Consider the following 14,031-nt stretch of genomic DNA (forward strand, 5'->3'; position numbering starts at 1 on the left):
GGCGATATCCGTTGGCTCCGCTCGGACGGGGCTGCCTACCCTCGGCTCATGGACAAACCTCTCGTCGCGATTCTCAGCGGGGCCGGTATCTCCACCGACTCCGGCATCCCCGACTACCGCGGCCCGAACGGGCTGTGGCAGCGGGACCCGGAGGCTCAGAAGCTCGTGACGTACGAGTACTACATGGGGGATCCGGAGATCCGGCGGCGGTCGTGGCAGATGCGGCGGAAGAACCGGACACTCCAGGCCGAGCCGAACGCCGCACACCGGGCGGTGGCCGAGCTGGAGCGGGCCGGGGTGCCGGTGCGGGTGATCACGCAGAACGTGGACGGGTTGCATCAGCTCGCCGGGATGCCGGCCCGGAAGGTGCTCGAGCTGCACGGGACGGCGCGGACCGTGGTGTGCACGGGCTGTCAGGCGAAGGCCCCGATGGAGGATGCCCTGGCCCGGATCGCGGCGGGTGAGGAGGATCCGCCGTGCCTGGAGTGCGGGGGAATCCTGAAGTCGGCGACGGTGATGTTCGGCGAGCGGCTCGACCCCTCGGTCCTCGGTGAGGCCGTCGCCATCACCAAGGCCTGCCAGGTGTTCATCGCTGTCGGCACCAGCCTCCAGGTGCAGCCCGCGGCGGGGCTCGCGGGGCTCGCCGCCGAGCACGGGGCGCGACTGATCATCGTGAACGCCGAGCCGACTCCGTACGACGACCAGGCCGACGAGGTCGTACGGGAGCCGATCGGGACGGCCCTGCCGGAACTGCTGCGCAAGATCGCCGCGTGACGGCCGGTTGATCGCCCGTCAGACCAATGCCGCTTCGCGGGCGACCAGCACGGTGGTGAGCCGGTTGCCGGCGCATGCGGCGGTAGTCCCGCGATTCCAGCTCTGTCATGGCGGGCAAGGATCGCAGGTCCAGGGTTCCTTGCTCCATGGGGAGCTGTTCGCGGCAGCTCCGGTTCCGTTTCCGGCGCCGGCGCGCGGTCCGCGGCGTACAGCTCCTGCTGCTTCAACTGGAGGCCAGCTCACGCCACTTGGTCCCAGTCCGGGATCCGCCGTAAGAGCCCACAACAGGTGGACAGTTGGGCGACCCAGGTCACGTCACGCGCAAACGGAACGTCACCCCGCTGCCATTGACGAACCTGACGAAGCTCCCGAAGCGGCCGGCCGACTAGAAGAGCCCGGCGCCCCGTTCGAAGTCCAGCAGTCGCTTCTTGCGGTCCAGGCCGCCGCCGTAGCCTGTGAGGCTGCCGTTCGCGCCCACGACCCGGTGGCAGGGCACGATGATGCCGACAGGGTTCCTGCCGTTGGCGAGGCCCACGGCGCGGGAGGCCTTGGGGTTGCCGAGAGCGTCGGCGAGTTCGCCGTACGAGCGGGTCTCGCCGTAGGGGATGCGGCGGAGCTGTTCCCAGACCGTGCGCTGGAACGGTGTGCCGTCGAGGCGCAGGGGCAGGTCGAACTCCTTCAACTCGCCCGCGAAGTAGGCCTTCAGCTGGTCGATCGTCTCGCCGAAGGGCGTGTCGTCGGGTGCGCCGAAGGTCTCCTCCGGTGGGCGGTGGCGCTGGTCGGTCATATAGAGGCCGGACAGGACGCCGTCGGTGGCGACGAGGGTGAGGGGGCCGTAGGGGCTGTCGATCACGGTGTGCTGTTTCACTGAATGTCCTTCGGTGACTTGTGCAGGCTTGCAGTGGCTTCTGCTGGTCTGTACTGGCTTATACGGGAAGGAAGTTGACGGGATGGTCGCCGGTCGCCCAGAGATACTGGACGGCGTACGCCCGCCAGGGCTGCCAGGCCGCGGCACGGGCCGTGAGCGCGGCGGGCGTGGACGGCAGGCCCAACTCCCCGGCGGCGCGCCGGACCCCGAGGTCGGTGGGCAGGAAGGCGTCGGGATCGCCGAGGGCGCGCATCGCGATGACGTCGACGGTCCACGGGCCGAAGCCGGGCAGTGTGAGCAGCCGGGCGCGGGTCTCCTCCCAGTCGCTCTCGACACCCAAATGGAGGGATTCGTCAGCGAGTTGGCGTACGAGCGTGGTGAAGGTGGTGCGTCGTGTGGCCGGCATCGCGAGCGAGGCGGGGTCGAGCGCGGCCAGCGCCTGGGCGGAGGGGAAGAGGTGGGTGAGGCCGCCTTCGGGGTCGTCGACCGTCTCGCCGTGCGCCGTGACCAGGCGTGCGGTGTGCGTACGGGCGGCGGCCGTGGACACCTGCTGGCCGAGCACCGCGCGCATCGCGAACTCGGCCTCGTCGACGGTACGCGGCACCCGGCGGCCCGGCGCCTTGTCGACGAGCGGGGCGAGCAGTGGATCCGTACGCAACTGGTCGTCGACCGCGACCGGGTCGGCGTCGAGGTCGAGCATGCGGCGGCAGCGGCTGATGGCGACGGTCAGGTCGCGCATGTCGCTGAGGCTGAGCCGGCAGCCGATGTGGTCGGACTTCGGGGTGAGTGCGACGACGCCGTGACCGTAGGGCAGGCGCAGGGTGCGGCGGTATGCGCCGTCGCGCCATTCCTCGACGCCGGGTACGGCCGTGGCGGCGAGATGACCGAAGAGGTTGTCGGGGTTGAGCGGGGCCCGGAAGGGGAGGCGTAGCGCCAATACCCCTGGCGTACCGGGCGAGTTGGCGCGGTTCTTGGGTACCCGGGCGCGTAGTTCGCTCGGGGCGAGGGCGAAGACCTCGCGGACCGTGTCGTTGAAGGTGCGGATGGAGGAGAAGCCCGCCGCGAAGGCGATCTCGGCCATCGGGACCGGGGTCGTCTCGATGAGGAGGCGGGCGGTGTGGGCGCGCTGGGCTCGGGCGAGGGCGAGCGGGCCTGCGCCCAGTTCGGCCAAGAGCTGGCGTTCGATCTGCCGGGTGCTGTAGCCGAGCCGTGTCGCGAGACCGGTGACGCCCTCGCGGTCCACGACTCCGTCGCCGATCAGCCGCATCGCGCGGGCGACCAGGTCGGCGCGCTGGTTCCATTCGGGCGAGCCGGGGCTGGTGTCGGGGCGGCAGCGCTTGCAGGCCCGGAATCCTGCCTGCTGGCAGGCTGCCGCGCTCGGGTAGAACGTCATGTTCTCCGGCTTCGGCGGCACGACCGGGCAGCTGGGCCGGCAGTAGATCCGGGTCGTCAGCACCGCGGTGTAGAACCAGCCGTCGAAGCGGGCGTCCTTCGACTGGACGGCCCGAACGCAGCGTTCGGTGTCGGTGTGCATGGCGTTCCGTGTCCCGTTGTACGTCCCGTTCTGCTTGTACGTCCCGTTCTGCATGCCTCCAGCATCGGCCATGGTCATGGCGGTGGCTGGCGAGAATGCGACATGTAGCTGGGGCCGGCGCCGCTGCAGCTGGGTATGCCCGGAGCCGAGGTCAAGTCCACGTCGACCACCGAGCGCCGCGCCTATGACGCCCTCGCCGACGGCTTCGGTCCCGGCTTCAACGGGCCGCTGACCTTCGTCGTGGACGCCGATGAGGCCGACGACCCCAAGGCCGCGGTGACGACGATCTCCGAGCAGGTCGGTGCCACAAAGGGGGTCGTCTCCGTCTCGCCGGCCCAGTTCAACCCCGCGGGCGACACCGCGGTGTTCTCCGCCGTCCCGGGCACCGGGCCCAGCGACGAGGCGACCAAGGATCTCGTCCAGTCGCTGCGCGACGGGCGCCCCGGTGTCGAGGCCGCGACGAACGGGGCTTCCTTCCAGGTCACCGGCACCACCGCGGTGAACATCGACGTCGCCCAGAAGGTGCAGGACGCGCTGATCGCGTACCTCGTGGTCGTGGTGGGCCTGGCGATCGTGCTGCTGCTGGTGGTCTTCCGGTCCATCCTGGTGCCCCTCAAGGCGGCCGTGGGCTTCCTGCTGTCGGTGCTCGCGGCCCTCGGCGCGGTCGTCGCCGTCTTCCAGTGGGGCTGGGGTGCCGAGCTCCTCGGGGTCACCGAGAGGGGTCCGATCATGAGCCTCATGCCGATCTTCCTGGTGGGCATCGTCTTCGGTCTCGCCATGGACTACGAGGTCTTCCTGGTCTCCCGGATGCGTGAGGCGTACGTCCACGGGGACCGGCCCGCGCAGGCGGTCGTCTCCGGATTCCGCTACAGCGCCCGTGTGGTCGTGGCCGCCGCGCTGATCACGATCGCGGTGTTCTCCGGAGGCCGGCCCCCATCTGGCCCCGGCCGAACGCCTCGCCGCGCTGACCGCCCGCGAACGCGAGGTGATGGCCCTGGCCGCCGAGGGCAAGTCGAACGCGGAGATCGCCGACGTCCTTTTCCTCAGCCCGCTGACCGTCCGCACCCACGTGCAGCGCGCCATGACGAAGCTCGATGCCCGCGACCGCGCCCAACTGGTCGTCATCGCCTACCAGTCCGGCCTCGTACTCCCTGCCTCCGGCGGTTGAGCGGGTGGGTTCGTTGTCGGGTGCGGGTGCATTGTGGTTACTCGCGCCCACGCGGCGGAGCCGCATAGCGTCACGCCCCGCGCCCCTTAGGTGCGTCGTGGGCGGGGTTGTGGGCAAGGCGCAGGTTTTTAGGGGCGCGGGGAACTGCGCGACAAGCCACGACGAACCCGCACCCGCAAACGAACCGCAATCCACCGCCCCTGTAGGCACCCCGCTCAACCGCCGGAGGCAACCCGCCCAAGGAGCCGAAAGCCGGAGGCGCTGGCATTGTTTGAACAGCGGCAGCCGTCTCCGTCCCGAGGTGATCCATGCGCCTACTGCTCGTCCACCCCAGCGCCCTGCTGTACTCGGAGATCTTCCTGAGGCTGGAACCACTCGGTCTTGAACGAGTGGCCGGCGCCGCCCGCGACGCAGGTCATCAGGTACGAGTGGTGGACCTCCAGGTGCTCGACCACGCGGATCTGCGTTCGGAACTCGCGTCCTTCCAGCCGGAAGCGCTCGGCATCTCGCTGAACTACCTCGCCAACATTCCGGAGGCCATCGAGATCGCCGAGTGGACGAAACGGACCGTGCCCGGCTGTTTCGTCTTCTTCGGCGGCCACAGCGTCTCCTTCGTCGCCGAGGACGTGCTCGCCCAGGCGGAGGGAGCTGTCGACGCGGTGGTCCGCGGCGAGGGCGAACCGGCCGTGGGCCCGCTGCTCGAAGCGGTCCGTGACGGTGGTGTGGACGGCGTCCCGGGCGTGGTCACCGCGGACGGCCACGGGCCCGCCCCGCGGCTGCTGCACGGCATCGACTCGCCGCGACCGGCCCGCGACCTCATGCGTCACCGCCGCCGGTACTTCATCGGGGAACTCGACCCGTGCGCCTCCATCGAGTTCACCCGCGGCTGCCCCTGGGACTGCTCGTTCTGCTCGGCGTGGACCTTCTACGGCCGCAGCTACCGCAAGGCGTCCCCGGAAGCGGCGGCCGACGAGCTCGCCTCCATCCAGGAGCCGAACGTGTTCATCGTCGACGACGTCGCGTTCATCCGCCCGGAGCACGGCGACGCCATCGCCGCGCAGGTGGAACGCCGGGGGATCCGCAAGCGCTACTACCTGGAGACCCGCAGCGACGTACTGCTGCGCCACACGGAGGTCTTCGAGCGCTGGGCCAGGCTGGGGCTGAGCTACATGTTCCTCGGCATGGAGGCGCTCGACGAGGAGGGCCTCGAGCTGTACCGCAAACGGGTCAGCCCGGACGAAAATTTTCACGCCCTGGAGACGGCCCGCAAGCTCGGCATCAACGTCGCCATCAACCTGATCGTGGACCCGGCCTGGGACGAGGAACGCTTCCGGGTCGTCCGCGAGTTCGCGCTGTCCGTACCGGAGATCGTCCACCTCACCGTGATGACGCCGTATCCGGGTACGGAGATCTGGCACACCGAGTCGCGCCGGCTGACCACCCGCGACTACCGGCTCTTCGACATCCAGCACGCCGTCGTGCCCACGGCCCTGCCGCTCGACGTCTTCTACCGGGAGCTGGTCCGCACCCAGGCCGTCCTGCACAAGAAGCACCTCGGTCTGCGCACCGCCTTCGGCGCGGCACGCGTCCTCGGCCGCAATCTCGCCCACGGTCAGACGAACTTCGCCCGCATGCTGTGGAAGTTCAACCGTGTGTACAACCCGCAGCGACAACTCGCCGACCACGCCCGCCCGGTCCGCTACGAACTGCCCCTGCCCCCGCACACCGACCTCGGCGACCGCCGCGAGCTGTACGTCCACACCCGGCCTGCCGCCCACGCCAAGCCGCCCGGGCCGCAGCACTGACCGGCCGCGAGCCCCGGAACAGGGCCCGGTATGCCGGTCGCCGTCCTCGCCTCACTCGCCGCGGGCGCCTGCTTCGCCCTGGCAGGAGTGCTCCAGCAGCGGGCGGCCAGCGCCCGGCCCGCCGAGGAAGCGCTCTCCTGGACCCTGCTCAGCCATCTGGTCCGGATGCCGCTGTGGCTGTCCGGGATCGCCTTCGCCTTCATCGCCTACGGGTTCCAGGCCCTGGCCCTTGCTTCCGCACCGCTCAGCCTGGTGCAGCCGCTGATCGTCTGCGAGCTGATCTTCGCGGTGCCGCTGTCCGCGCGGCTCAGCCGCAAGCGGCTGGGTGTTCGGGAGTGGATCGGCACCTTCGCGGTGGCGGCCGGTCTGGCGCTCGCCCTGTCCACCGCACGGCCGCACGGCGGCAGCTCGACGGACGCGGATCTCGGGCCCTGGCTGATGACGCTGGGCTCGGTCTGCGGGGTGACGCTCGGCGCGCTGGTGGCGCGCCGGTTCGTGAGCGGTACGTGGCGGGCGTCTCTCGTGGCCCTGGCCGGCGGAGCGGTGATGGGTTTCCAGTCCGTGCTGCTGACCATCACCGTCGCGCACGTGGAACGGGGCCTGCTCGCGCTGTTCACGGCCTGGCAGACGTATCTGCTGGTCATCGCCAGTTTCGCCGGGCTGCTGCTGATCCAGAGCGCGTTCCAGGCGGGGCCGCTGGCCGCCACGATGACGGTGATGGACGCGACGGAACCGGCCGTGGCCATCGCGACCGGCACGACGTTGTTCGGGGAGTCACTGCACCACGGCTGGCCCACCTCAGCTTTTACGGTCCTGGGTGTGTGCCTCACGGTCTTCGGGATCGTACGGCTGAACTCGTCGCCCTTGATCGCCGCGCTGCACCCGCGCGAGACGCACCATTCCTCGGTTGCTGACGGTCCCGGCGGCAGACGAGCGGCTGCCGAGCGCACGACGGACTTCTGGTCGTAGTGCCCATCGGCAGCCTCAGGTCGCGCTCACATGCGGCGTGTGGCGGATCCGCCGGAGGCCGATGCGACCGCCGCCGCTTCCTGCCAGACCGGCAACAGGTCGTCGGCGAACACCTGAGCCCAGGTGGGGTGCCGGTGCCGGGCCGTGGCGACCGCCCGCTCCCCCACCACACGGCGCAGCTCCGGTCGCGTCACCAGTTCGGTCAGCACCTGCGCCCACCCCGCCGCGTCGTCGTGCCGTACGACCAGGCCGTCCCGCTCCGGCCCGGCCAGCCACTGCGTGGTCCGGGCACCCGCGGGCAGCACCACGGGGAGGCGGCAGGCCATCGCCTCGGCGACGACGTTGCCGACGGTCTCCGTCCGGGACGGGAAGGCGAACACATCGCATCCGGCGTACACCCGGGCCAGCCACTCCTGGGGCTGCGGCCCGAGCAGCGTCACGTCGGGGCCGAGCAGTTCCGCGACCCGGCCCCGGTCGGCACCCGTGCCGACCATCAGCAGATGTACGGCATGCCCCTGCCGCCTCATCCGGTCCACCGCCTCGGCGAGCAGCAGGGCACGCTTGGAGGCGTCCACGCGGCCCACGAACAGGATGAGCGGCCGGTCCACGGGCACGCCGTGGGCCCGGGCGAGGGCGCCGCGGGCCCAGGGATCGGGCCGGAACCGCTCACGGTCGATGCCTCGCCGCAGCTGCGAGACCCGGTCGGGGTCCGTCAGCGCGGTGATCTCGGCGCGATCGTTCGGCGAGGCGACGAGCACCCGGTCGCACATCCGGATCAGCCGGTCGCGCCGCCGCCGGGCCAGCCGGGCGACCGCGCCCGGCGCGCCCCCGCCGGGGAACCGCCCGTCCATCCAGGCCAGGGCCGGGGTCCTGCCGAGCATCTGCTTCAGGTACACGGACGCCAGGGCCGGGACGTCCGTGTGGAGCGAACCCACCACACCCGGTCGTTCGGCTGTCCTGCCCCGGTCCGCGCGTCGGACCAGAAGGGCCGCCGTGGAGGCGAAGGCGAAGGTGTGCGTGAGGTGCCAGACGTCGTGACGCGGAAGCAGCCTGGACAGCCCGGGGTGGAAGGGCGCCAGATCGACGATGTCGACTCCGCCGACCGCGGGCATCAGGGCCGCCGTGCTGAGCACCGGCCGCAGGCTGACGAACCGCACGCGGGGCGACAGCGGCTCCACGCTCTCCCGCTCGCCGAGGACGTACACGGTCAGGTCGATACCGGCGCCGGGCCCGGTGTGCCGGGCCGCGGCTTGGGCGAAGTGCTCCCAGCACTTGACGTGACCGCCGGACGCACCGTTCCTGAGCAGTTCCACGAGGACAGCGACGGACGGGACAGGGTGGTGCGCCCGGCCGGTACCCGGAAGGTCGTACGCCTCGGCGAGGGAAAGTCCGGAAGGTTCCGAAAGCCCGGAAAGTGAATCGCCCATGGCACTCGTAGTACCCGTCGGCCTGCGCTTCCTACCAGGGATTGGGGCAGGTGGGCGCGAGCGGCGACGTACGACTGCCCGCGCACGGGCCGGGCGGACAGGGCAGTCTCTTCGTACACTGGGCCCGGAGTACCCCGTCACCAACCGACATGTGGCTTCACCGGTTGCAGAGGACGACTACCGTGCCCCACAACGCTTCCCCCACCGGCTCCGAAGCCACCGCGCCCGTCGGCACCGCGGCCGGGACGGACACGGGCACCCACCCACACCCGGCCGATGCGTCGGCACCCAGAACGAGCGTGGCCCTGGTGACGGGCGCCTCCTCGGGAATCGGCGCCGCCGTCGCACGGCGCCTGGCGGCGGAGGGCAACTGGCACCTCGTACTCAACGGGCGCGACCGGACGCGGCTCGAGCGAGTCGCCCAGGACCTCGACCAGAGCGCCAACGACACCTCGGCCGACGCCTTCCCCACGGATCTGGCCGAGCCGGGAGCGGACCGACGGCTCGCCGAGTACGTCCTGGACTCCGCCGGCCGGGTCGATCTGCTGGTGGCCGGGGCCGGCATCGGCTGGGCGGGGCCGTTCGACACCATGCCTCCGGGGGCCATCGACGAGGTGTTCTCCGTCGACGTACTGGCGCCGGTGCATCTGGTACGGCTCCTGCTGCCGGGCATGGTCAGCCAGGGCACCGGCCGGGTGGTGCTCATCGGCTCCGTCGCCGGCAGCCTCGGGGTCCGTGACGAGGCCGTCTACTCCGCCGCCAAGGCCGCCCTCGGCACCTTCGCCGAGGCGCTCCGCTACGAGTTGCGCGGCACGGGCGTGGGCATCAGCCATGTCATGCCAGGGGTCGTGGACACCCCGTTCTTCGAACGACGCGGCGCTCCGTACCTGCGCTCGCGCCCCAGACCGGTACCGGCCGAACGAGTCGCCGAAGCCGTCTGGCAGGCCATCACCCGCAACCGCGACGAGGTGTACGTACCTGGCTGGCTCCACATGCCCAGCCGGCTGCACGGCGCGGCACCGGCCCTGTACCGGCGTCTCGCGGCCCGGTTCGGCTGACGCTGCCGCGCGGTGAGCAGACGTGATCAGCGTCGAGCTGTGCTCCGTCCGATCCTCCCCCACTCTCGGCTTCGCTCGAGCGGGGGGACCCCCATGCGGCACGGCCACGGCAGCAGGGCGGACGCAGCGGCGAAGGCGTGGACGAGCAGGCCTCCAAGCAGCATCTGTACGACGTGGCCAAGCGACTCGGGGTGGAGGGACGGTCCCGTATGACGAAGTCCGAGTTGCTGGATGCGGTACGCAAGGCAAATCGTTCCGAGACCCGCAAAGCGCGCAACTGAACCACACTCGCTTTACGCCGGTGCTCCTTGCGCTCCCAGTGATCGCCGACCTTCTCGTACTTGTGCTTGAGCGCTGAATAGGCCACCCGGTGCGCCCGTTCGCCCTCACCGTACTGCTCGACGGCGGAGTCATGGGCCTTGACCCAGGTGCGCTGCGCGTCCTTGGACGACCGGTCCAGAGTAGACGGCAGTTCCTGCTGTCCCGGCACGGTACTCACGTCCCCATCCGGTTCGGACGAAGCCAGATTCGAGTGCCCGGCTCCCCCTGCGAGAAACAGAACCGCAGCAGCCGGAGGGGGCTTCCGGCCCAGCTCTATGGCCATCAAAAGCTGAAACTCGCCCTAAACTGGAACAAATGCTCTAAAAATGATCGAGGTAGCGTGTCGGCCAGCGGTGAGGCATCGAGTTCGTACCCGTTCGGCGCCGCGAGTGCCGGCGAAGCGCTCGAACGCGACGACGCCCTGGTCACTGCCCTCATCAGTGCCATGAAGGTGACCGGAGCGCATGCCGGAAGTGTGTTCCTGCTGTCCGGCGACCATCGCTCGCTCGTACTGACGGCGGCGTGCGGGACACCGCCGTCCCTGCTGGGCGGGTGGCGCCGGATCCCGGTGAACAGCCGTATCCCGGTGGCGGAGGCATACCGCTCCGGGCACATCGTCCACCTGGCCGACGCCGAGGAGACGATGCGGCGCTTCCCCCAGCTCTCGGTCGCCATGCCCTACCCCTTCGGCTCCGCCTCAGTACCCGTGCGAGCGGGCGAGCGGACTTTCGGAGCGATGGCCGTGCTGTGGACGCCCGAGCCGGACAGGGCCGGGCTGTCGAGAGCGCAGCGTCGGCAGCTGCGCTCCGCGGCCGACCGTCTGGGCACCGCACTCGCCGGGCTGGGCGGCCGCCAGGCGCTCGGCGAGTGCGACGAGCGGACCGAGCCGGTGGTGGTTCCCCCACCGTCCGCTCCGGTGACACGCGTGGGCCTGTTCGACTGGAACCTCGACACCGGCGCCCTTACAGCCGACGACGAGCTGTGCGCGATCTTCGGGATCCCTCCCCGCGAGTTCGACGGACGTGCGGCCACCCTGGCGACCAGGATCGAGCCCGCGGATCTGCCCGGCCTTCGGTCCGCCGCCCGTGCCGCGCTCCAGGAGGGGCGCGTGCTCGCGCACTGCCTGCGCATCCGCGACGGCGGCGGGGGTGACCGCACGGTCGAGCTGTGGGGGCGGGTGCCCGAGAACCCGGGCAATTCGCAGGCGTCGTCCCATCTGGTCGGCGCCGTGCTCGACTCCGGTAGCGGTATGGCCGCCGTGGCGGCGATCGAGCGACTCGCAGACGGCTTCTTCGCGCTCTCTCCGGACGGGCGTCTCACCTATGCCAACCACAGCCTGGAGGAGCTGCTGCGGGCCCGCCAGGACGAACTGCTCGGCCGACGCCCGTGGGATGTCCTGCCCTGGCTGGCCGATCCCGTCTACGAGGACCGCTACCGGGCCGCCGTGGTCTCCCAGCAACCGGTCTCCTTCCTGGTCCGCCGACCGCCCGACGAGTGGCTCGTGTTCTCCCTCCACCCGGGCGCGCAGGGCATGACGGGATGGGCGGCACCCGTGAGGCAGCCGGTTCCGGCCGGGGCCGGGCCCGGGACGGCCGTCGCGGAGGAGGGACCGCCCCTCTCCCTGTCACCCGCGGCCCCCCGGCTGGGTGACCTCTACCGCGTACTCCAGTTGGGCAGCGCCCTCACTGAGGCGGTCACCGCGCGCGAGGTGTGCGACGTCGTCGCCGAGCAGTTGCTGCCCGCTTTCGGCGGCCAGAAGCTGGCGATCTCCGTGGTGGAGGAGCGGCGCCTGCACCTGCTCTCACAGCGTGGCTACCCGGAACGCTTTCTCGCCCGGTTCGAAGGCACCCCGCTGCATGCCCGACTGCCTGTGACGGACGCGCTGACGTCCGGGGCCCCGCTGTTCGTCGAGTCACGGCAGGAACTCCTCAAGACGTACCCCGGGATCCCTCTCGGCGACTCCCACTCCTGGGCGTTCCTGCCGCTGATCGCCTCCAACCGCCCGGTCGGAACCTGCATGCTCGGCTTCGACGACGTCCATCGGTTCCCCGGCGAGGAGCGCGGACTGCTCACCGCGCTGGGAGGCCTGATCGCCCAGGCCCTCGAACGTGCCAGGCTCTACGACGCCGAATTCGCCCTCGCCCGCGGCCTGCAGAACGCACTGCTGCCGCACCGGCTGCCCACGCTGCCGGACCTTCGCGTCACCGGACGCTATCTTCCGGGCACCAGGGGGATGGACATAGGCGGGGACTGGTACGACGTCATCCCCACCGGCGAAGAGGTCGCGCTGATCGTCGGGGACGTCGAGGGGCACAACGTCCCCGCCGCGGCGGCGATGGGCCAGCTGCGCAGCGCGGTACGGGCCTTCGTCACCGCCGGCCACCGACCTGGCGACGTCGTCGCCGACACCAACCGGCTCCTCCTCGACGACCTCGGCCCGGCACTGCTCGCCAGCTGCTGCTACGCCCGCTTCCACCCCCGCTCGGGGGTCGTGCGCATCGTCCGCGCGGGCCACTGCCCACCCCTGCTGCGCCTGCCCGACGGACGCGCCGAAATCCTGGATGTGCCCGGCGGTCCACTGCTCGGCGTCGTCGACACGGCCGAGTATCCGGAGTCGGAGCTGCACCTCGCGCCCGGATCGGTCCTGGCCCTGTACACCGACGGGCTGGTCGAGAGGCGCGGCTCGGACATCGGTTCCGGCATCGAGCGGCTCCGGGCCTCACTGGCCCACATGGGCGGGGAGCGCCTGAAGGATCTGGCCGACGGACTGCTGCGAGATGCCAGCCGGTCCGCCGACAGAGCGGACGACATCGCGCTCCTGCTCACCGAGTACGCCCCTCCCCCGCCCCCACAGACGGCTCTGGAGCGACCCTCCGCGCGCTGAGCCGAGCCCGTCGGCGGAGAGGTGAGTGGGCACGCCGATGCCGCTCTTACCTGCCCCAGATCTTTCGGTAGGCCTCCCGGTAACCCGACGGGTCCCAGGTCGTGGACCCGGCGCTGTTGGCGGCCGTGGTGAGGTGGACGGGGGCTACGTAGCCGCTGGCGGGTCGGCTGGAGAAGGCCCGGTTGAACTCGTCGACGATCTGCCAGCCCTGCAGCGACAGCGGCTCGGGGACGGTGGCGGCCTGGTACTGCTCGCTGTTGATGCGCTGGAAGGCGGAGGGGTCGCCGTCGCCGGCGCCGATGTTGAAGGGTGGGCCGGAGCCTTTCCTGCCGGCTGCCCGGAAGGCGGGGGCGGCGTCGGCGAAGTACAGGTCGTTGATGGCGATGGAGTAGGTCCAGTCGCTCTGGAAGCGGGAGAGGAGGGAGGAAATCTCCCGGGGGGTGCGGCTGCTGGCGTCCGGGATCGGGATGTTCTCCTGTGCCAGCAGCTTCACACCCGAGCAGGTGGCCAGCTCCTTCCTGATCAGGTCGGACTTGTTCTTGGCGAAGGGGATCGAGGCGTCGGTGATGAGTACGACCCCGGCGCGGCCGTTGGAACGCGAGATGACCCACTGAGCGCTGATACCGGCCACGTCCTCGACCCGGGTGGTGACGTTGGTGAAGAGCTTGCGCCTCTGGCTGGGGCCGGGCGAAGCGACGGCGTGCCAGCCGATGAGCGGGATGCCCGCCGCGTCGGCCCGCGCGACCTGCTGCGAGGTCGAGTCGGGGTCGAAGCCGCCGATGACGATGCCCGAGGGCCTGAGGGCCACGGCCGCGCTCATGGCCGCCTGGATGCCGGCGGGCGTGCCCCCGCCGTCGATCACCCGGACGTTCCAGCCGATGACCCGCGCGGCTTCCCTCACTCCCTTCGCGGTGCCCGCGACTCCGGGATTGGTCATGGTCTGGGCGACGTAGACGATGGTCTTGCCGGACACCGCCGTGGGGCCGCTGGTCGGTCCGTCCCAGGGGGCGTCGGTCTTCTCTGCCTGTCTGACGGCGGCCTGGGCCCTGTCGTGGGCCGCCGGGCAGCCGCTCGGGCCCGTCGCGGAGTCCCCCTCGCCTGTCGACGAGCCGCGTTCGCAGCCTGCGAGGACGGTCACCGCTGCCAACAGGGCCGCGGAGGCGGACCGAGCCGTGAAGACGCCGGGGGTGGCCTTGCGGTTGCACTGCACGGGAGCTCCTCGT

General features: G+C 70.9%; 9 protein-coding genes and 4 pseudogenes. 8 read left to right on the plus strand and 5 right to left on the minus strand.

The features are described 5' to 3' along the window. Positions 1 to 48: 48 nt before the first annotated feature. On the plus strand, positions 49 to 774 hold the full coding sequence (locus ABD357_RS37305; RefSeq protein ID WP_344395745.1) for an SIR2 family NAD-dependent protein deacylase: 726 nt from the start codon (positions 49 to 51) through the stop codon (positions 772 to 774). A 385-nt stretch (positions 775 to 1,159) separates the two neighbouring features. On the opposite strand, the gene ABD357_RS37310 is transcribed toward ABD357_RS37305, so the two are convergent. Continuing rightward, positions 1,160 to 1,642 carry a methylated-DNA--[protein]-cysteine S-methyltransferase gene (locus ABD357_RS37310; protein WP_344395746.1) on the minus strand — a complete coding sequence of 161 codons (483 nt, stop codon included), beginning with the start codon at positions 1,640 to 1,642 and terminating at the stop codon, positions 1,160 to 1,162. A 58-nt stretch (positions 1,643 to 1,700) separates the two neighbouring features. Continuing rightward, positions 1,701 to 3,176, minus strand: a complete 1,476-nt coding sequence (locus ABD357_RS37315; protein ID WP_344395792.1) for an AlkA N-terminal domain-containing protein — start codon at positions 3,174 to 3,176, stop codon at positions 1,701 to 1,703. Positions 3,177 to 3,299: 123 nt separating this feature from the next. Here ABD357_RS37315 and ABD357_RS37320 point away from each other — a divergent pair. The 4 genes and pseudogenes from ABD357_RS37320 to ABD357_RS37335 all read left to right on the plus strand — a co-directional run. Beyond that, positions 3,300 to 4,100 (plus strand): annotated as a pseudogene (locus ABD357_RS37320) (MMPL family transporter); the annotation flags it as partial. Between the two features lies 1 nt (position 4,101). Next, positions 4,102 to 4,344, plus strand: a pseudogene (locus ABD357_RS37325) (response regulator transcription factor); the annotation flags it as partial. Between the two features lie 308 nt (positions 4,345 to 4,652). After that, positions 4,653 to 6,149, plus strand: coding sequence for a hopanoid C-3 methylase HpnR (hpnR, locus tag ABD357_RS37330; RefSeq protein ID WP_344395747.1), 1,497 nt, complete (start codon positions 4,653 to 4,655; stop codon positions 6,147 to 6,149). Positions 6,150 to 6,179: 30 nt separating this feature from the next. Continuing rightward, a complete protein-coding gene (locus tag ABD357_RS37335) occupies positions 6,180 to 7,118 on the plus strand; it encodes a DMT family transporter (RefSeq protein WP_344395749.1) in 939 nt (312 codons plus the stop codon). A gap of 26 nt (positions 7,119 to 7,144) precedes the next feature. On the opposite strand, the gene ABD357_RS37340 is transcribed toward ABD357_RS37335, so the two are convergent. After that, positions 7,145 to 8,545, minus strand: coding sequence for a glycosyltransferase (locus ABD357_RS37340; RefSeq protein WP_344395750.1), 1,401 nt, complete (start codon positions 8,543 to 8,545; stop codon positions 7,145 to 7,147). Between the two features lie 182 nt (positions 8,546 to 8,727). Between ABD357_RS37340 and ABD357_RS37345 the strand changes: the two genes are divergently transcribed. After that, positions 8,728 to 9,603 (plus strand): SDR family NAD(P)-dependent oxidoreductase, encoded by an 876-nt coding sequence (locus tag ABD357_RS37345; protein WP_344395751.1) that lies wholly within the window; start codon positions 8,728 to 8,730, stop codon positions 9,601 to 9,603. An 86-nt stretch (positions 9,604 to 9,689) separates the two neighbouring features. Next, positions 9,690 to 9,884 (plus strand): annotated as a pseudogene (locus ABD357_RS37350) (Rho termination factor N-terminal domain-containing protein); the annotation flags it as partial. Between the two features lie 11 nt (positions 9,885 to 9,895). On the opposite strand, the pseudogene ABD357_RS37355 reads toward ABD357_RS37350, so the two are convergent. Next, positions 9,896 to 10,093 (minus strand): annotated as a pseudogene (locus ABD357_RS37355) (ChaB family protein); the annotation flags it as partial. Between the two features lie 171 nt (positions 10,094 to 10,264). On the opposite strand from ABD357_RS37355, the gene ABD357_RS37360 reads away from it, so the two are divergent. Continuing rightward, complete coding sequence (locus ABD357_RS37360) at positions 10,265 to 12,808, plus strand: SpoIIE family protein phosphatase (protein WP_344395752.1); 2,544 nt, start codon at positions 10,265 to 10,267, stop codon at positions 12,806 to 12,808. A 46-nt stretch (positions 12,809 to 12,854) separates the two neighbouring features. Here the strand turns inward: ABD357_RS37360 and ABD357_RS37365 are convergent, their stop codons facing one another. After that, on the minus strand, positions 12,855 to 14,018 hold the full coding sequence (locus ABD357_RS37365; protein ID WP_344395753.1) for a substrate-binding domain-containing protein: 1,164 nt from the start codon (positions 14,016 to 14,018) through the stop codon (positions 12,855 to 12,857). Positions 14,019 to 14,031 lie beyond the last annotated feature (13 nt).

Origin of the sequence: Streptomyces vastus, assembly GCF_039532825.1 — a bacterium.
Classification (GTDB): Bacteria; Actinomycetota; Actinomycetes; order Streptomycetales; family Streptomycetaceae; genus Streptomyces; species Streptomyces vastus.